The sequence below is a fragment of the Pseudomonas sp. S3E12 genome (assembly GCF_001702295.1).
Classification (GTDB): Bacteria; Pseudomonadota; Gammaproteobacteria; order Pseudomonadales; family Pseudomonadaceae; genus Aquipseudomonas; species Aquipseudomonas marginalis.
This window is the reverse complement of the sequence record NZ_MBDT01000021.1, coordinates 71908-90711: the sequence shown is the minus strand read 5'-3', so window position 1 is coordinate 90711 and position 18804 is coordinate 71908. Positions and strand designations below refer to the sequence as shown.

16 protein-coding genes are annotated in these 18804 nt (G+C 60.5%); 4 read left to right on the top strand and 12 right to left on the bottom strand.

Annotated features, from left to right (window positions below; translation table 11 throughout):
* Positions 1–153 precede the first annotated feature (153 nt).
* The 8 genes from BB029_RS17070 to BB029_RS17035 form a co-directional block, all read right to left on the bottom strand.
* A complete protein-coding gene (locus BB029_RS17070) occupies positions 154–891 on the bottom strand; it encodes a secretin N-terminal domain-containing protein (protein WP_027606327.1) in 738 nt (245 codons plus the stop codon).
* Between the two features lie 230 nt (positions 892–1121).
* Positions 1122–1544 carry a GNAT family N-acetyltransferase gene (locus tag BB029_RS17065; RefSeq protein ID WP_065927066.1) on the bottom strand — a complete coding sequence of 141 codons (423 nt, stop codon included), beginning with the start codon at positions 1542–1544 and terminating at the stop codon, positions 1122–1124.
* Entirely contained in the window at positions 1537–2703 is a 1167-nt protein-coding gene (locus tag BB029_RS17060; RefSeq protein ID WP_027606329.1) for a cupin domain-containing protein, read from the bottom strand. The genes BB029_RS17065 and BB029_RS17060 overlap by 8 nt, the downstream gene beginning before the upstream one ends.
* Positions 2704–2787: 84 nt before the next feature.
* Positions 2788–4158: an adenylosuccinate lyase gene (purB, locus tag BB029_RS17055; RefSeq protein WP_027606330.1), complete on the bottom strand. Its 1371-nt coding sequence runs from the start codon at positions 4156–4158 to the stop codon at positions 2788–2790.
* A gap of 125 nt (positions 4159–4283) precedes the next feature.
* Complete coding sequence (gene hflD / locus BB029_RS17050; RefSeq protein ID WP_027606331.1) at positions 4284–4907, bottom strand: high frequency lysogenization protein HflD; 624 nt, start codon at positions 4905–4907, stop codon at positions 4284–4286.
* Positions 4904–6028 carry a tRNA 2-thiouridine(34) synthase MnmA gene (gene mnmA / locus BB029_RS17045; protein WP_065940069.1) on the bottom strand — a complete coding sequence of 375 codons (1125 nt, stop codon included), beginning with the start codon at positions 6026–6028 and terminating at the stop codon, positions 4904–4906. Before mnmA ends, hflD begins: the two co-directional genes overlap by 4 nt.
* Positions 6029–6087: 59 nt before the next feature.
* Complete coding sequence (locus BB029_RS17040; RefSeq protein ID WP_065940068.1) at positions 6088–6534, bottom strand: NUDIX hydrolase; 447 nt, start codon at positions 6532–6534, stop codon at positions 6088–6090.
* 158 nt (positions 6535–6692) lie between these two features.
* Positions 6693–8918, bottom strand: a complete 2226-nt coding sequence (locus tag BB029_RS17035) for an NADP-dependent isocitrate dehydrogenase (protein WP_065940067.1) — start codon at positions 8916–8918, stop codon at positions 6693–6695.
* A gap of 493 nt (positions 8919–9411) precedes the next feature.
* On the opposite strand from BB029_RS17035, the gene icd reads away from it, so the two are divergent.
* The gene (icd, locus tag BB029_RS17030; RefSeq protein ID WP_027606337.1) at positions 9412–10668 is read left to right on the top strand and encodes an NADP-dependent isocitrate dehydrogenase; all 1257 of its coding nucleotides are present in this window, start codon (positions 9412–9414) and stop codon (positions 10666–10668) included.
* A gap of 68 nt (positions 10669–10736) precedes the next feature.
* On the opposite strand, the gene cspD is transcribed toward icd, so the two are convergent.
* Positions 10737–11045 carry a cold shock domain-containing protein CspD gene (cspD, locus tag BB029_RS17025; RefSeq protein WP_065940421.1) on the bottom strand — a complete coding sequence of 103 codons (309 nt, stop codon included), beginning with the start codon at positions 11043–11045 and terminating at the stop codon, positions 10737–10739.
* A 224-nt stretch (positions 11046–11269) separates the two neighbouring features.
* Between cspD and clpS the strand changes: the two genes are divergently transcribed.
* Positions 11270–11638, top strand: coding sequence for an ATP-dependent Clp protease adapter ClpS (clpS, locus tag BB029_RS17020; RefSeq protein WP_010567912.1), 369 nt, complete (start codon positions 11270–11272; stop codon positions 11636–11638).
* Between the two features lie 29 nt (positions 11639–11667).
* The gene (gene clpA, locus BB029_RS17015; RefSeq protein WP_027606339.1) at positions 11668–13938 is read left to right on the top strand and encodes an ATP-dependent Clp protease ATP-binding subunit ClpA; all 2271 of its coding nucleotides are present in this window, start codon (positions 11668–11670) and stop codon (positions 13936–13938) included.
* 170 nt (positions 13939–14108) lie between these two features.
* Here the strand turns inward: clpA and infA are convergent, their stop codons facing one another.
* The 3 genes from infA to aat form a co-directional block, all read right to left on the bottom strand.
* Positions 14109–14327 (bottom strand): translation initiation factor IF-1, encoded by a 219-nt coding sequence (infA, locus tag BB029_RS17010; protein WP_002553999.1) that lies wholly within the window; start codon positions 14325–14327, stop codon positions 14109–14111.
* Positions 14328–14427: 100 nt separating this feature from the next.
* A complete protein-coding gene (locus BB029_RS17005) occupies positions 14428–15135 on the bottom strand; it encodes an arginyltransferase (protein ID WP_027606340.1) in 708 nt (235 codons plus the stop codon).
* Between the two features lie 55 nt (positions 15136–15190).
* Positions 15191–15871 (bottom strand): leucyl/phenylalanyl-tRNA--protein transferase, encoded by a 681-nt coding sequence (aat, locus tag BB029_RS17000; protein ID WP_065940066.1) that lies wholly within the window; start codon positions 15869–15871, stop codon positions 15191–15193.
* Positions 15872–16369: 498 nt separating this feature from the next.
* On the opposite strand from aat, the gene BB029_RS16995 reads away from it, so the two are divergent.
* Entirely contained in the window at positions 16370–18778 is a 2409-nt protein-coding gene (locus tag BB029_RS16995; RefSeq protein WP_027606342.1) for a DNA translocase FtsK, read from the top strand.
* Positions 18779–18804: the final 26 nt, after the last annotated feature.

Below are 18804 nucleotides of genomic sequence, written 5' to 3'. Positions count from 1 at the left end.
AGCGGCGATCCGAAGGCCCTTGCCAGGGCCCCTGATTAGCGGGAGCGAGGCCATCATGCCCATGCTTTTTTGGATCGTCAAATGTTTTGTAGTGCTTTTTTTCAGGCACTACATCTTTAGTCTAATACGACTCATCAGTCAGTTTTTGGTGCTTCAGTTCAGGGTGTCGACCTTGACCCGCAATGTCAGGTCATCGCGGCCCTGGGTAGAGTAGCTGCGGGTTGTGGAGGATTTGTCGGCCTGGGTCTCGCGGTTGATGCCGGCCAGGGGGATCCATTCGCCAAGGCGCCCGCTGACGGTTGTGTCGGTACTTTGCACATTCACTACATCGGGACGTTCCTGGCTCATGCGGTCACGGTTGGTACTGATCGCCAGGTGCACGGTCTCGCCGGTGACGCTGGCGGTGACATAGAAGCCCTGGGTGACGTTGCGGTACTGGGTCTGGTTCTGCGGACGGCCGTAGGCGTCGGGTTGGGTTGTGGTCAGTGGCACGCTCTGGCCGACCTGGATCAGGGCGGGCACGCCTTCGCTGGCCTGGATCTGCTGGATGCCGCCGTCGCGGCTGGCGGTACCGTAGCTGATGATACGGGTCTGGCTGTCGCCGCTGTTCTGCTGGTTGTTTTCATTTGTATCGACGGTGATCAGCAGGCGCTTGGCCGGTGTGTCCAGCTGGGCGAGCAGCGCGCGCAGGTCCTGGATCTTGCCGGGGGCAGCGTTGACGATAAGCTGGTTGCCGTAGGCGCTGACGGTGCCGTCCTTGCCGATGAAGTTCTGTGCAACCGGGAGCAGGTCGGTGCTGGTGCGGTTGCTCAGGTTGACGACTTCGGTGTCGGCCATTGCCGAGCAGCTGGCGGTGAGGAGGAGGGCGGTGAGCAGGGTGCGTAGGGACATGTCCGTTATCTCTGCGAGTCGGTTAGGCTTGATAGTGCCAGTTTGTCGGCCTGGGGTGTAGTGAGCGGGCTTGCCTGTGGTGAGCGGGCTTGCCCCGCGCTGGGCTGCGTAGCAGCCCCTATAAAAAACGCCGCGTTCTTACGGAAAGAATGCGGCGTTTGGTTTGGGGCTGCTGCGCAGCCCAGCGCGGGGCAAGCCCGCTCACCACGGGCAAGCCCTTACAGCAGGGATCAGGCCCCGCGCACCATATCGACATGGGGAATCCCGACTTCCAGGAATTCCTCGCTGACGATCTTGAAGCCCAGTCGCTCATAGAACGGCGCCGCATACACCTGCGCACTCAGGAACTGCTTGGTCTGGCCCCGTTGCTCGGCCACGCCAATCACCGCTTCCATCAGCTTGTCGCCGACCTTCAGCCCGCGCCAGTCCTTGAGCACCGACACCCGGCCGATCTCGCCGCTGGGCAGCAGGCGCGCGGTGCCAATCGGAAAGTCGCCTTCGAATGCAAGGAAATGCACTGCGTCTGCGTCGTCCGCATCCCACTCAAGCTCAGGTGGAACCGATTGTTCAGCGATAAATACCGCTTCACGAATGCGCCGAATCTCGGCGATATCCTTATGCCAGTCCGCGACACCTACGTGAATCCTATTCATCGGCAAACCCCAGGCTTCCTTGCTTGACCAGCTCGCACAGCAGGTCACGGGCGTCTTCGTCCAACAGCCATTCGCCGAGGTTTTCGGCGTGCAGGGCATCGGCGGCGCAGACCAGTTTCAGCAGTTCGCGCAGTTTGCCCGGCAGGTAACGGCTCTGGCCGCTGGCGAACAGCAGGACGTCATCGTCGACTTCCGACCAGGCCATGCGCGCGCTTGGGTTGCGCACCAGGATCGCGCCGTCCTGCAGGCTGTTGATGAAGTCGTCTTCGCCCAGTTCTTCGCCTGCTACCAGTTCCGGGTAGCGCGGCTCGGTCATGAATTGGCCGAACCAGGTCAGCAGCATGCGCTCGTCGCTCATGTGCTCGGCCAGCAGGCTCTTGAGGCGGTCGAGGGCGTCGCTCTGGATCTGGTGCGGGTCGCTGACCGGCTGCGCGTCGGCGTCGGTGTAGCGCTCTTCGTCGGTCAGGTACTGGGCGAGGAAGTCGGTGAAGTGGGTCAGTACTTCTGCGGCGCTTGGGGCGCGAAAGCCCACCGAGTACGTCATGCAGTCATCTTCGGCGATGCCGAAATGCGCCAGGCGTGGCGGCAGGTAGAGCATGTCGCCCGGTTCCAGCACCCATTCGGCGCTTTCTTCGAATTCGGCGAGGATGCGCAGGTCGGCGTGTTGCAGCAGTGGGCTTTCGGAGCTGCACATCTGGCCGATCTTCCAGTTGCGCTTGCCCTGGGCTTGCAGCAGGAATACGTCGTAGTTGTCGAAGTGCGGGCCTACGCTGCCGCCGGGTGCGGCAAAGCTGATCATCACATCGTCGATGCGCCAGCTTGGCAGGAAGCGGAACTGCTCCAGCAACTCGGCCACTTCCGGCACGAACTGGTCGACCGCCTGCACCAGCAGGGTCCACTCACGCTCAGGCAGGGTGCTGAAGGCGTCTTCGGCGAACGGGCCGCGGCGCAGTTCCCACGGGCGTTCGCCGTGTTCGATCACCAGGCGCGATTCGACTTCTTCTTCCAGGGCCAGGCCGGCGAGTTCGTCGGCGTCGATCGGGCTTTCGAAGTCAGGGATCGCCTGGCGGATCAGCAGCGGTTTTTTCTGCCAGTAGTCGCGCAGGAATTCCCGTGCCGTGATGCCGCCCAGAAGTTGAAGAGGGATATCAGGATTCATGTGTAACCTATTGAAAAAAAGCACTTTTCAGACTGAAATAAAAACGCCCGGCGCGGCCGGGCGTCTCAAGGGGGCTTGCGCGAATCAGATGCGCTTGGCTTGCTCTACAGCGTTGCCGATGTAGTTGGCTGGGGTGAGCAGTTTCAGCTCGGCCTTGGCCGCGGCTGGCATGTCCAGGCCGTCGATGAAAGTTTGCAGTGCTTCAGGGCTGATGCCCTTGCCACGGGTCAACTCTTTCAGCTTCTCGTAAGGGTTTTCGATGTTGTAGCGGCGCATCACGGTCTGGATCGGCTCGGCCAGTACTTCCCAGCACGCGTCCAGGTCAGCGGCGATTTTCTGCGCGTTGAGCTCCAGTTTGCTGATGCCTTTGAGGCTGGCTTCGTACGCGATCACGCTGTGGGCAAAGCCCACGCCGAGGTTGCGCAGTACGGTGGAGTCGGTCAGGTCGCGCTGCCAGCGGGAGATCGGCAACTTGCTGGCCAGGTGCTGGAACAGGGCGTTGGCGATGCCGAGGTTGCCTTCGGAGTTTTCGAAGTCGATCGGGTTGACCTTGTGCGGCATGGTCGACGAACCGATTTCACCGGCAATGGTGCGCTGCTTGAAGTAGCCCAGGGAGATGTAGCCCCAGATATCGCGATCGAAGTCGATCAGGATGGTGTTGAAGCGCGCGATGGCGTCGAACAGTTCGGCGATGTAGTCGTGGGGTTCGATCTGCGTGGTGTACGGGTTGAAGCCCAGGCCCAGTTCGTCTTCGATGAAGGCGCGGGCGTTGGCTTCCCAGTCGATCTCCGGGTAGGCCGACAGGTGGGCGTTGTAGTTGCCGACAGCGCCGTTGATCTTGCCCAGCAGTGGGACTGCTGCGACTTGAGCGATCTGGCGCTCCAGGCGGTACACCACGTTGGCGAGTTCTTTGCCCAGGGTGGTCGGCGACGCCGGCTGGCCGTGGGTACGCGACAGCATCGGCACGTCGGCGAAACGGATGGCCAGCTCGCGGATGGCTTCGGCGGTCTGGCGCATCAGTGGCAGCATCACGTCATCACGGCCTTCGCGCAACATCAGGGCGTGGGACAGGTTGTTGATGTCCTCGCTGGTGCAGGCAAAGTGGATGAATTCGCTGACCTGGGCCAGTTCCGGCAGCTTGGCCGCCTGCTCCTTGAGCAGGTATTCGATGGCCTTGACGTCGTGGTTGGTGGTGCGCTCGATCTCTTTCACACGCTCGGCGTGCTCCAGGGAGAAGTTGTCCGCCAGTGCATCGAGTACAGCGTTGGCTTCGGCGGAGAACGCCGGCACTTCGCTGATGGCGGGGTGAGCGGCCAGGCGCTGGAGCCAGCGCACTTCAACCAGTACACGAGCACGGATCAGGCCGTATTCGCTGAAAATAGGGCGCAGGGCCTGGGTTTTGCCGGCGTAGCGGCCGTCAACAGGGGAAACCGCAGTGAGCGAAGAGAGCTGCATGGGGTGTTCTCGGACAGTCGGGCAACGAAATGGGGCGCGTATCATACATGAAAAAATCCGCCGGTCCGTTGCCAACTGACCGGCGTATTACGCGTAACGGCTTGAAAATAGCCTGTCGGTGCGACTTATTCGTTGCGCATCAACGGGTAAAGCTCTTTGAGCAATTTGCGTCGGCTGATCACCAGTTGCCAACGATGACCGCCCAATTGCCGCCACAACCGCGCCGAACGAATGCCGGCGAGCAGCAGTGCGCGGATTTTCGAGGCGTTGTTCGGTTGCTGCAGGTTGCGCATGTCGCCGTGCACCTGGATGCGTTGGCGCAAGGTGCTCAAGGTGTCCTGGTACAGCGCACCGCAGGCGGCGATCACGTTTTCGTGGGCCGGGCCGAAGTGTTCTACCTGGGACTGGATCTGTGGCAGGCGTTTGCCGATGGTTTCCAGCATGTCTTCGCGCTTGGCCAGCTGGCGCTCCAGGCCGAGCATCGACAGGGCGTAGCGCAGCGGCTCGCGCTGCAAGGTGCTGGGGTCGCGCTCCAGGGCGCCGATCAGGGCGCGATAACCTTCACGCAGTGCGAGGTCGTCGCCGCCGTAGACTTCCAGGGTGTCCTTGGGGTCGCGGATCAGCAGGCTGCCGAGCATGCAGGTCAGGCCGGCTTCGGTGACCTGGCCGGTCTTGGCGATCTTGTCCACCAGCACGGCGGAAAGAAATACCCCGCCGAGTGCCGTCAATTGCTCCTGGGTCGGGCTCATGCCGGGTTGCTCCAGGCTTCGGCGACTTCAATCACGCCGCCGCCCAGGCAGATTTCGCCGTCATAGAACACCACGGACTGGCCAGGGGTGACCGCACGTTGCGGGTCATCAAAGGTGGCGCGGTAGCCCGTCGCGGTTTTTTCCAGGGTGCAGGGCTGGTCGCTCTGGCGATAGCGTACCTTGGCCGTCAGGCGGCGCGGGGCGCTCAGGTCGATCGGGTTGACCCAATAGATCTCCGAGGCCAGCAGTGCGCCCGAGAACAGCAGCGGGTGTTCATTGCCCTGGCCGACGATCAGCACGTTGTGCTCCAGGTCCTTGACCAGCACGTACCACGGCTCTTCGCCGGCATCCTTCAAGCCGCCGATGCCCAGGCCCTGGCGCTGGCCGATGGTGTGGTACATCAAGCCATGGTGACGGCCGATCACTTCGCCGTCGGTGGTCTTGATCTCGCCCGGCTGCGCCGGCAGGTACTGCTTGAGGAAGTCGCTGAAGCGGCGCTCGCCGATAAAGCAGATCCCGGTGGAGTCCTTCTTCTTGGCGGTCGCCAGGCCGTGTTGCTCGGCGATCCTGCGCACTTCGGGCTTTTCCAGCTCGCCCACCGGGAACAGGGTCTTGGCGATCTGTTCACCGCCGACGGCGTGCAGGAAGTAGCTCTGGTCCTTGTTCGGGTCCAGGCCCTTGAGCAGTTCGGTGCGGCCATCGATGTCGCGGCGACGCACGTAGTGGCCAGTGGCAATCAGGTCGGCGCCAAGGATCATGGCGTAGTCGAGGAACGCCTTGAACTTGATTTCGCGGTTGCACAGGATGTCCGGGTTCGGCGTGCGACCGGCCTTGTATTCGGCCAGGAAGTGCTCGAACACGTTGTCCCAGTACTCGGCGGCGAAGTTGGCGGTGTGCAGCTTGATACCGATCTTGTCGCACACGGCCTGGGCGTCCGCCAGGTCGTCCATGGCGGTGCAATATTCCGTTCCATCGTCTTCTTCCCAGTTCTTCATGAACAGGCCTTCCACCTCATAACCCTGCTCCATGAGCAGAACGGCGGAAACGGAAGAATCCACGCCGCCGGACATGCCGACGATGACGCGCTTCTTTTGTGTGTCAGAAGGGGCTGGATCACGCATAGGGTTTCAACGGGTGTCTTGAAAAAGGACGCGATTCTAACAGGCCTGGGCCCGCAAGGCTAAAGAGAAGGGCGGATCAATTCCAGGCTGTGACGCTGGCCGGCCAGATAATCATCGATACAGCGGATGATCAGCTCGCTGCGCCAGGCGTCGCGCACGGCCATCAGCTCGTCACGGCTCAGCCAGCGGGCGCGCAGGATGCCTTCGTCCAGTTGATAGTCCGGATGGTGTTTCAGTGCCTTGGCAATAAAGCAGACGCGTTGATAGGTAACCCCGTTGCTGGGTGCGGTGTACAGGTAGATGCCGACGATGCCGGTGGCTTCCACGTCCCAGCCGGTTTCCTCGAGGGTTTCGCGCACGGCGGCCTCGGTCAGGGTCTCATCTGGGTCGAGGTGGCCGGCAGGCTGGTTGAGCACGGCGCGGCCGCCCTTGAGTTCTTCGACCATCAGGAATTTGCCGTTATCTTCGACGATGGTGGCGACGGTGATGTGGGGTTGCCAGGTCATGGGGGGGCTCGATTCAAGATATGACGCGGTGTTTGGGCAGAATTGCGGCCAGTGTGGGAGGGGCAAGCACTCTCCCACATTGAATCCGGTTTCTTCTGTTGAGCGGTAGAAACAGAAACCCCGGCGCAGGGCCGGGGCTTCTTTGCATCCTTACAACCTTACTTCAACTTGGCAATTGCCGCGTTGAGGGTGTTGCTTGGGCGCATGGCCTTGCTGGTCAGCTCCGGGTTCGGCGCGTAGTAGCCGCCGATGTCCACTGGCTTGCCCTGTACGGCATTGAGCTCGGCAACGATGGTTGCTTCGTTCGCGGCCAGGGTCTTGGCCAGTTCGCTGAATTGGCCTTGCAGTGCCGTGTCTTCGGTCTGGGCGGCCAGGGCCTGGGCCCAGTACAGCGCCAGGTAGAAGTGGCTGCCGCGGTTGTCGATGTTGCCGACTTTGCGCGATGGCGACTTGTTGTTGTCGAGGAACTGGCCGGTGGCCTGGTCCAGGGTCTTGGACAGCACCAGGGCTTTAGGGTTGTTGTACGTCACACCCAAATGCTCGAGGGAAGCGGCCAGGGCCAGGAACTCGCCAAGGGAATCCCAGCGCAGGAAGTTCTCTTCCAGCAGCTGTTGCACGTGCTTCGGTGCCGAGCCGCCGGCGCCGGTTTCGAACAGGCCGCCGCCATTCATCAGCGGCACGATGGACAGCATCTTGGCGCTGGTGCCCAGCTCCATGATCGGGAACAGGTCGGTCAGGTAGTCACGCAGCACGTTGCCGGTCACCGAGATGGTGTCCAGGCCCTTGCGGGTACGTTCCAGGGTGAACTTCATCGCGTCGACCGGCGACATGATGCGGATGTCCAGGCCTTCGGTGTTGTGGTCTTTCAGGTAGGCCTGGACTTTCTCGACCACGACGCCGTCGTGTGCACGCTTGGGGTCCAGCCAGAAGATGGCCGGGGTGTTGCTGGCGCGGGCGCGGTTGACGGCCAGCTTGACCCAGTCCTGGATCGGTGCGTCTTGGGTCTGGCACATGCGGAAGATGTCGCCGGCTTCGACTTTCTGTTCCATCAGCAGGTTGCCCTTGCTGTCGGTCACGCGGACGACGCCGTCAGCCTTGACCTGGAAGGTCTTGTCGTGGGAGCCGTACTCTTCGGCTTTTTTCGCCATCAGGCCAACGTTCGGCACGCTGCCCATGGTGGTAGGGTCGAAGGCGCCGTTGGCCTTGCACTCTTCGATCACCGCCTGGTAGATGGTGGCGTAGCAGCGATCCGGGATCACGGCCTTGGTGTCGTGCAGCTGGCCGTCGGTGCCCCACATCTTGCCGGAGTCACGGATCATGGCCGGCATCGAGGCGTCGACGATGACGTCGCTCGGCACGTGCAGGTTGGTGATGCCTTTGTCGGAGTTGACCATCGCCAGGGAAGGGCGAGCGGCGTAGACCGCCTGGATGTCAGCTTCGATCTGCGCCTGCTGCTCGGCCGGCAGGGCCTTGATGCGGGCGTACAGGTCGCCGATGCCGTTGTTCAGGTTGAAGCCGATCTGTGCCAGCACGTCTGCGTGCTTGGCCAGGGCGTCTTTATAGAACTCGGCAACGATCTGGCCGAACATGATCGGGTCGGAGACCTTCATCATGGTGGCTTTCAGGTGGACCGACAGCAGCACGCCTTGTTTCTTGGCGTCTTCGATTTCAGCGGCGATGAAGCTGCGCAGGGCTTTCTTGCTCAGTACCGCGCTGTCGATGATTTCGCCGGCCTTGACGGTGGTCTTTTCTTTCAGGACGGTGGTGGTGCCGTCCTGGGCGACCAACTCGATCTTGACCTCGTCAGCGGCTTCGATTTGCACGGCTTTTTCGCTGCCGTAGAAGTCGCCGTTGCTCATGTGGGCAACGTGGGACTTGGAGTCCGCAGCCCAGGCGCCCATCTTGTGCGGGTGCTTGCGAGCGTAGTTCTTGACCGACAGCGGCGCGCGGCGGTCGGAGTTGCCTTCGCGCAGTACCGGGTTCACGGCGCTGCCCTTGACCTTGTCGTAACGGGCACGGGTTTCTTTTTCCGCGTCGGTGGTTACGGTTTCCGGGTAGTCCGGCAGGGCGTAGCCCTGGGCCTGCAGTTCCTTGATCGCCGCTTGCAGCTGCGGGGTCGAGGCGCTGATGTTAGGCAGCTTGATGATGTTGGCTTCAGGGGTAACGGCCAGGTCGCCCAGTTCGGCGAGGTGGTCCGGTACGGCCTTGGTGCCCAGTTGCTCGGGGAAGCTTGCGAGGATGCGCCCTGCGAGGGAGATGTCGCGGGTTTCCACGGCAATATCAGCGGAAGCGGTGAAGGCCTCTACGATAGGCAGCAGTGAATAGGTGGCGAGGGCTGGGGCTTCGTCGGTGAAGGTGTAGATGATCTTCGAGCGGGTGGGCATATTCGGATTAACTCTCTTCTTTGCTGAAAGCGTGCGCAGAAACTCGAGATGCGCCGGGTGGAGCGCGTTCGTTCAAAGTCATCCATGAGCGAAAGGTCGAGGTTTCTTCGCGGTGATGTTGGGTTGCATCAGTCGAGCGTCAAGCGGGTGGACTATTGTATTAGTCCTGCTTTGTAGCGGAGGGCCCTGTTCCAGAGCGGTCTGCCATCGTGACTCTTTGGTCAGCGGCGGCATTATACATAGGTCGCTATGCTTACGCCGAGCCTTCATACAAAAGGTGTGTCGTCCATTGGTCTAAAGGTCGCAGGTACCGGGTTACGCCTAAAGTCGCACGAAGTGCTCAAGATTGGCGCTTTTCCCTTTGCTTTCAGGCTTGTAGGCGACAATTTATGCTGTTTTCGATGCAAATGAGCATGGCGCGAGGTTTCAGTCGCCATTTATCTGGAGTAGGCTCGAACGCAGCCAGATGTTCAATCCATAGATGGAGTTCAGCATGGGATACAAGAAGATTCAGGTTCCGGCAGTCGGCGACAAAATCACCGTCAATGCAGACCATTCTCTCAATGTTCCTGACCAACCGATCATCCCGTATATCGAAGGTGACGGTATTGGCGTCGACATCAGCCCGGTGATGATCAAGGTGGTCGACGCAGCTGTTGAAAAGGCCTACGGCGGCAAGCGCAAGATCTCCTGGATGGAGGTGTACGCCGGCGAGAAAGCGACCCAAGTCTACGACCAGGACACCTGGCTGCCCCAGGAAACCCTGGATGCGGTCAAGGATTACGTGGTGTCCATCAAGGGGCCGCTGACCACTCCGGTAGGGGGCGGCATTCGTTCGCTGAACGTGGCCCTGCGCCAGCAACTCGACCTCTACGTCTGCCTGCGCCCGGTGCGCTGGTTCGAAGGTGTGCCCAGCCCGGTCAAGAAACCAGGCGACGTGGACATGACCATTTTCCGCGAAAACTCCGAAGACATTTACGCCGGGATCGAGTGGAAGGCCGGCTCGCCGGAAGCGACCAAGGTCATCAAGTTCCTCAAGGAGGAAATGGGCGTCACCAAGATTCGTTTCGACCAGGATTGCGGCATTGGGATCAAGCCGGTATCGCTGGAAGGTACCAAGCGCCTGGCGCGCAAGGCCCTGCAATATGTAGTGGATAACGATCGCGACTCGCTGACCATCGTGCACAAGGGCAACATCATGAAGTTCACCGAAGGCGCCTTCAAGGAATGGGCCTACGAAGTGGCGGCTGAAGAGTTCGGTGCGACCCTGCTGGACGGCGGCCCGTGGATGCAGTTCAAGAACCCGAAGACCGGCAAGAATGTGGTGGTCAAGGATGCCATCGCCGATGCCATGCTCCAGCAGATCCTGTTGCGTCCGGCCGAGTATGACGTGATCGCGACCCTCAACCTGAACGGCGACTACCTGTCCGACGCCCTGGCGGCAGAGGTGGGCGGTATCGGGATTGCGCCGGGTGCCAACCTGTCCGACACCGTGGCCATGTTCGAGGCCACCCACGGCACTGCGCCCAAGTATGCGGGCAAGGACCAGGTCAACCCGGGCTCATTGATCCTGTCGGCGGAAATGATGCTGCGTCATATGGGCTGGACCGAAGCGGCCGACCTGATCATCAAGGGCACCAACGGCGCTATCTCGGCCAAGACCGTGACCTATGACTTCGAGCGCCTGATGGACGGTGCGAAGCTGGTGTCGTCGTCGGGCTTTGGGGATGCGCTGATTTCGCATATGTAAGTCAGCGTTATAAAAAACCGGCCATTCAGGATGGCCGGTTTTTTTACAGGCTGTTACTCAAAAGCAGATCAGGCCGTTTGTTTCTTTTTTGGTTGAGTGGGCTGTTCTGCTTTGCGCTTCGTTTCATGTGTTTCGTCGTGGGCTTTTTCGGGTGTAGCTGCGCAGGCTGCACAAATTTCGACGGCGTGCAGCCCTTTCGGTCCTTGAATGATTTCAAACTCCACAGGTTGGCCCGCCTTCAGCGTCTTGTATCCTTCCATGTTGATCGCTGAATAATGCGCAAAGAGATCTTCGGACTTCCCGTCCTCTACAACAAAACCATACCCTTTGGCATTGTTGAACCACTTGACCTTGCCACTGATCTTGACGCCAGACATACCCATATCCCTCTGCACCAGACTCCATCACTGGAGTATCATCCAGTTTATCCGTCCTAACCCGAATAAATAAGGTTGACTGCGCGGACCTTTTTTACCCACTGTGGGTTCTATTGGTTGTAACACCGATTTGCCGATAGTCAAGGCGACTGAACGGTCAGAGTTGAAATTCTGACAGGTCGCCCCCACCACTGTATTTGAACCACTGACGAACCTTTCTTTCCATGCATGCAATCAGCCAGATTCGACTAACATTCAATCAGGATCGACCGGATCACGAACACGATGACGACGGTTCTGCAGGCATTGCTGTTCAGGAGGCCAAGCCTGCTTTACAGGCGCCGCCGATGTACAAGGTGGTTTTGTTCAACGATGACTACACACCGATGGATTTCGTGGTCGAAGTGCTCGAGGTGTTTTTTAACCTGAACCGCGAGTTGGCGACCAAGGTAATGCTGGCCGTTCACACAGAAGGACGGGCAGTATGTGGAGTGTTTACCCGTGACATCGCCGAGACAAAGGCCATGCAGGTCAACCAGTACGCCAGGGAAAGCCAGCATCCGCTACTCTGTGAAATCGAGAAGGACGGTTAACGCCGACCACTTGGGTATGAGGTGAAGCTATGTTAAACCGCGAGCTCGAAGTCACCCTCAATCTTGCCTTCAAGGAGGCTCGTTCGAAGCGTCATGAGTTCATGACCGTCGAACACCTGCTGCTGGCACTTTTGGATAACGAAGCTGCCGCCACGGTTCTGCGTGCGTGCGGCGCCAACCTCGACAAGCTCAAGCATGACCTGCAGGAGTTTATCGACTCCACCACGCCACTGATCCCCGTGCATGACGAGGACCGTGAGACCCAGCCAACCCTGGGCTTCCAGCGGGTATTGCAACGTGCTGTTTTCCACGTACAGAGCTCCGGTAAGCGTGAAGTCACAGGCGCCAATGTGCTTGTGGCGATATTCAGCGAACAGGAAAGCCAGGCAGTGTTCCTGCTCAAGCAGCAGAGCGTTGCCCGTATCGATGTCGTCAACTACATCGCCCACGGTATCTCCAAGGTGCCTGGGCACGGCGATCATTCCGAGGGTGAGCAGGATATGCAGGACGACGAGGGCGGTGAGTCTTCTTCTTCAAGCAACCCGCTGGATGCCTATGCCAGCAACCTCAACGAGCTGGCGCGCCAGGGACGGATCGACCCGCTGGTGGGGCGTGAGCTTGAGGTGGAGCGCGTAGCGCAGATCCTGGCGCGCCGTCGCAAGAACAACCCGTTGCTGGTGGGTGAGGCGGGCGTGGGCAAGACCGCGATTGCCGAAGGCCTGGCCAAGCGCATCGTCGACAACCAGGTGCCGGACCTGCTGGCCAACAGTGTCGTCTACTCCCTTGACCTGGGCGCGTTGCTCGCCGGGACCAAGTACCGTGGCGATTTCGAGAAGCGCTTCAAGGCCCTGCTCGGCGAGCTGAAAAAACGCCCGCAGGCGATCCTGTTCATCGACGAGATCCACACCATCATTGGTGCCGGTGCGGCATCCGGTGGGGTGATGGACGCTTCCAACCTGCTCAAGCCATTGCTGTCGTCGGGTGATATCCGTTGCATCGGTTCGACCACCTTCCAGGAATTCCGCGGCATCTTCGAGAAAGACCGTGCCCTGGCGCGTCGCTTCCAGAAAGTCGACGTGTCCGAGCCGTCGGTCGAAGACACCATCGGCATCCTGCGTGGGCTCAAGGGGCGGTTTGAAGCGCACCACGGCATCGAGTACACCGATGAGGCGCTGCGTGCGGCGGCCGAGTTGGCGTCGCGCTACATCAATGACCGGCACATGCCGGACAAGGCCATCGATGTGATCGACGAGGCCGGGGCCTACCAGCGCCTGCAGCCGGTCGAGAAGCGTGTTAAGCGCATCGACGTGCCTCAGGTCGAGGACATTGTCGCGAAGATCGCGCGGATTCCACCAAAACACGTCAACAGTTCTGACAAGGAGCTGCTGCGTAACCTGGAGCGCGACCTCAAGCTCACCGTGTTCGGCCAGGACGCAGCAATCGACGCGCTGTCCACCGCGATCAAGCTGTCGCGTGCGGGCCTCAAATCGCCGGACAAGCCCGTCGGTTCGTTCCTGTTCGCCGGTCCTACCGGTGTCGGCAAGACCGAGGCGGCACGGCAATTGGCCAAGGCCATGGGGATCGAGCTGGTGCGCTTCGACATGTCCGAATACATGGAGCGTCACACCGTGTCGCGCCTGATCGGTGCGCCTCCGGGCTATGTCGGTTTCGACCAGGGCGGCCTGTTGACCGAAGCGATTACCAAGCAGCCCCATTGCGTACTGCTGCTCGATGAGATCGAGAAGGCCCATCCGGAAGTCTTCAACCTGCTGCTGCAGGTGATGGACCACGGGACCCTGACCGACAACAACGGGCGCAAGGCGGACTTCCGCAATGTCATCCTGATCATGACCACCAACGCCGGTGCCGAGACGGCCGCGCGGGCTTCGATCGGCTTTACCCACCAGGATCACTCGTCCGATGCGATGGAAGTGATCAAGAAGAGCTTCACGCCGGAGTTCCGCAACCGCCTGGACACCATTATCCAGTTTGGTCGCCTCAGCCATGAGGTCATCAAGAGTGTGGTGGACAAGTTCCTTACCGAGCTTCAGGCGCAGTTGGAAGACAAGCGCGTGCAACTGGATGTCACGGAAGCGGCACGCAGCTGGATCGCCGAAGGTGGCTACGATGCGGCAATGGGCGCTCGCCCGATGGCGCGTCTGATCCAGGACAAGATCAAGCGGCCGCTGGCCGAAGAGATCCTGTTTGGCGAGCTTTCCGACCATGGTGGCGTGGTGCATATCGACCTGAAGGATGGCGAGCTGACCTTCGAGTTCGAAACCACGGCTGAAATGGCCTGATCGTTCTGTAACAACGCAAAAGGCGCCGAAAGGCGCCTTTTTGCTGTCTTGAAATGCAATTCTCAGAATGGGGCTTGCCCCCCCCCCCCTCCCGCAGGATCCCTCGGTGTTTGAGAAATCCCATGCACACAAAAACGCCCGGCATAACCGGGCGTCTTGTATTGACTTGCTTAGCGAGCGCGGTAAGTGATACGCCCTTTGCTCAAGTCATAGGGCGTCAGCTCGACGCGCACTTTGTCACCGGTAAGAATACGAATGTAGTTCTTGCGCATCTTGCCGGAGATATGCGCGGTTACGACGTGCCCATTTTCCAACTCCACACGAAACATGGTGTTGGGCAGGGTGTCGACGACAGTGCCTTCCATTTCGAAGCTGTCTTCTTTCGACATGCAGTAAAGCCCTCGGTATCCAGTGAATGGCCCGGTGCAACTGCGCCAGGCAAAAGCGGCGTGCATTGTGCCCGAAAAAGGGTGTTTAAGCCAAGGGGTTCTAGTTAAGCGTGACCCATCTTTGATTAATCAGCAGTTCTATGGGGCGATATTGGGTCTTGTAGTTCATCTTTTTGCAGTTCTTGATCCAGTATCCGAGGTACACCGCCTCGAGTTCCAGGCGCAGTGCTTCACCGATTTGCCAGAGGATCGCGAAGCGCCCGAGGCTGCGCCGCTCTTCGGCCGGCTCGTAGAAGGTGTAGACCGCTGACAGGCCGTTAGGCAGCAAATCGGTCACGGCGACGGCCACCAGGCGGCCGTCCGCGCGAAATTCGTAAAAGCGCGAGAACGGCAGGTCACGCACCAGGAAGGTGGAAAACTGGTCGCGGCTGGGTGGGAACATATCGCCGTCGGCGTGGCGCTGCTCGATATAGCGCTGGTACAGGTCGAAATACTCTTCGGTGAATCGTGGCTTGGCAGCTGCCACCGTCAGGTCGGCATTGCGCTTGAGGATGCGCTTCTGATTGCGGTCCGGCAGAAACTGCGCCACAGGGATGCGTGCCGGCACGCAGGCATTGCAGTTCTGGCAGTGGGGCCGGTACAGATGATCGCCGCTGCGTCGAAAACCCATTTCCGAGAGATCGGCATACACGTGCACATCCATCGGCTGGCTGGGGTCGAGGAACAGCGTGGTGGCCTGCTCGTCGGGCAGATAGCTGCAAGAGTGGGGTTGAGTGGCATAAAACTTCAAACGCGCCAACTCGGTCATGATCAACCCTCGGATAAGCTTTGAAATAAGTGTAAGCCAGGAGCGCGCAAGTCGCCTAAGAAACCCACGGTCCTGCGTTGGGTTGGTCCAGATGGTCACGCAGGAAACCTGCAAAGTCGCTGCGGGATATGGCGCGGGCACCCAGGCTGTGCAGGTGGTCGTTGGGCATCTGGCAGTCGATCAGTACAAAGCCCCAGGCCTGCAATTGCCGGGTCAATGTAGCAAAGCCGAATTTCGAGGCGTTATCGGCGCGGCTGAACATCGACTCGCCGAAGAACAGCTGGCCCATCGCCAGGCCATACAGGCCGCCGACCAGCTCGCCGTTGTCCCATACCTCTACCGAATGGGCGTAACCGCGTTGGTGCAGCGTCAGGTAGGCGCTCTGTATGCCTTCGGTGATCCAGGTGCCATCGGCATACGCGCGCGGCGCGGCGCACGCCTGGATGACGGCGGCAAAGTCCTGGTCGAAGGTCACGGTATAGCGCTGCTGGCGCAATAGTTTGCCCAGGCTGCGGGAGACGTGCAGCTCGTCGGGGAATATCACGGTGCGCGGGTCCGGCGACCACCAGAGGATCGGCTGGCCCTCCGAGAACCAGGGAAAGCAACCGTGGCGGTAGGCTTGCACCAGTCGCTCGGCCGACAGGTCGCCGCCGGCGGCGAGCAGGCCATTGGGTTCCCGCATGGCCTTGGCCAGCGGGGGGAATGTCAGTGAGTCGCGTTGTAACCAGGTCAGCATGGCATCCAGGCTTGCGGAAGGGGAGGGGAGTGGCAGGCGGATCGCCTGCCCCAAGGGGTGTGATTATTGTCGACGCAGCGCTGTGGGGCCAGCCCGAATCGGCTGTTGGCGTGCATAAGCGTGAGCGGGTGTTTCTGCAACTCTCTGCGTGAGGCGTGGTCGTAATCGGGTCTGGCCCATGCAGGCCATTTGCCAAGCTTGCCTGGATTGGTAAAAACAGCTCATAAGCCTTTGTCAGCAAAGACAATGCATGCTCAAATTGAACATGTTGTGACACACAATTGGCTATGCTGCCTGAAGAAAGCCAAGTGGCGTGGCAACCGCAACACAAACCCGTACAATGCGGCCATTGTGGCGTTATCGCCATTTCATCCAGCAATCGCCCAGTGTTAAAAGTAGATTCCACGACGTTCGTTCATTTTTCAGCTGCTCGGATTGGGCAGTATTTGCACTTATTCAACAGATGGACGCGCTAACAGGCGCAGGAAAAGACCCGTTTTGAAGAAATCCGCCGCAACACCTAAAGCAGCCGTCGTGCCGGCCTGGCGCCAGCACCTGCACTATCGACTCAAGGAAGGCGCGCTGATCGCTATCGGCGCGCTGTGCCTGTTCCTGATGATGGCCTTGCTCACCTATGGCAAGGACGATCCGGGCTGGAGCCACAACAGCAAGATCGAAGACGTGCAGAACTTCGGAGGGCCTGCCGGTTCCTACAGCGCCGATATCCTGTTCATGGTGCTGGGTTACTTCGCTTACATTTTCCCTTTGCTGCTGGCGATCAAGACCTGGCAGATCTTCCGCCAGCGTCATGAGCCGTGGCAGTGGAGCGGCTGGCTGTTTTCGTGGCGCCTGATCGGCCTGGTATTCCTGGTGCTGTCCGGTGCCGCGCTGGCACATATTCATTTCCACGCGCCTACCGGCCTGCCGGCGGGCGCGGGTGGGGCGCTGGGCGAGAGCCTCGGCGACCTGGCGCGCAAGACCCTGAATATCCAGGGCAGCACCCTGATGTTTATCGCGCTGTTCCTGTTTGGCCTCACCGTGTTCACCGACCTCTCGTGGTTCAAGGTGATGGACGTGACCGGCAAGATCACCCTCGACCTGCTGGAGTTGTTCCAGGGCGCTGCCAACCGCTGGTGGGCCGCCCGGGTCGAACGCAAGCGCATGGTGGCCCAGTTGCGCGAGGTGGATACCCGCGTCAACGAAGTGGTGGCCCCAAGCACACCGGACCGCCGTGAGCAGGCCAAGGTCAAGGAACGCCTGATCGAACGCGAGCAGGCCCTGAGCAAACACATGTCGGACCGCGAGAAGCAGGTGCCGCCGGTGATCGCCCCGGCGCCGCCCAAGCCGGCCGAGCCGAGCCACCGCGTGCAGAAAGAGAAACAGGCGCCGTTGTTTGTCGACAGCGCCGTGGAAGGCACCTTGCCGCCGATCTCGATCCTCGACCCGGCCGAAAAGAAACAACTCAACTATTCTCCTGAGTCCCTGGCGGCCGTCGGCCATCTGCTGGAAATCAAACTCAAGGAATTCGGCGTCGAGGTGTCGGTGGACTCGATCCATCCCGGCCCGGTGATTACCCGTTACGAAATCCAGCCGGCTGCCGGCGTTAAGGTCAGCCGCATTTCCAACCTGGCCAAGGACCTGGCGCGCTCCCTGGCCGTGACCAGCGTGCGCGTGGTGGAAGTGATCCCGGGCAAGACCACCGTGGGTATCGAGATTCCCAACGAGGATCGCCAGATCGTGCGCTTCTCCGAAGTGCTGTCGACGCCCGAATACGACAACTTCAAGTCGCCGGTCACCCTGGCCCTGGGCCACGACATTGGCGGCAAGCCGGTGATCACTGACCTCGCCAAAATGCCTCACCTGCTGGTGGCCGGTACCACCGGTTCGGGTAAATCGGTGGGCGTGAACGCGATGATCCTGTCGATCCTGTTCAAGTCCGGCCCGGAAGACGCCAAGCTGATCATGATCGACCCGAAGATGCTCGAGCTGTCGATCTACGAAGGCATTCCGCACCTGCTCTGCCCGGTGGTCACTGACATGAAGGACGCCGCCAACGCCCTGCGCTGGAGCGTGGCCGAGATGGAGCGCCGCTACAAACTGATGGCGAAGATGGGCGTGCGTAACCTGTCGGGCTTCAACGCCAAGGTCAAGGAAGCCCAGGACGCCGGCACGCCGCTGACCGACCCGCTGTACAAGCGCGAAAGTATCCACGACGAGGCTCCGCTGCTGGGCAAGCTGCCGACCATCGTGGTGGTGGTCGACGAGTTCGCCGACATGATGATGATCGTCGGCAAGAAGGTCGAGGAACTGATCGCCCGTATCGCCCAGAAGGCGCGGGCGGCGGGTATCCACTTGATCCTCGCCACCCAGCGTCCGTCGGTGGACGTGATCACCGGCCTGATCAAGGCCAACATCCCGACCCGCATGGCGTTCCAGGTGTCGAGCAAGATCGACTCACGGACCATCATCGACCAGGGCGGCGCCGAGCAACTGCTGGGCCACGGTGACATGCTCTACATGCCGCCGGGCACCAGCCTGCCGATCCGGGTTCACGGCGCCTTCGTGTCCGACGATGAAGTGCACCGTGTGGTGGAAGCCTGGAAGCTGCGTGGCGCGCCTGAGTACAACGACGACATCCTTGCTGGTGTCGAAGAGGCCGGCAGCGGCTTCGACGGTGGCAGCAGCGGTGGCGACGACGATGCCGAAACCGACGCGCTGTACGACGAAGCCGTAGCCTTCGTGCTGGAAAGCCGCCGCGCCTCGATTTCTGCGGTGCAGCGCAAGCTGAAGATCGGCTATAACCGCGCTGCGCGCATGATCGAGGCCATGGAAAACGCTGGCGTCGTCACTGCAATGAACACCAACGGCTCGCGCGAAGTCATCGCCCCCGGGCAGATGCGCGACTGATTCCGTGCCGCGTGGCAGCACGCGGC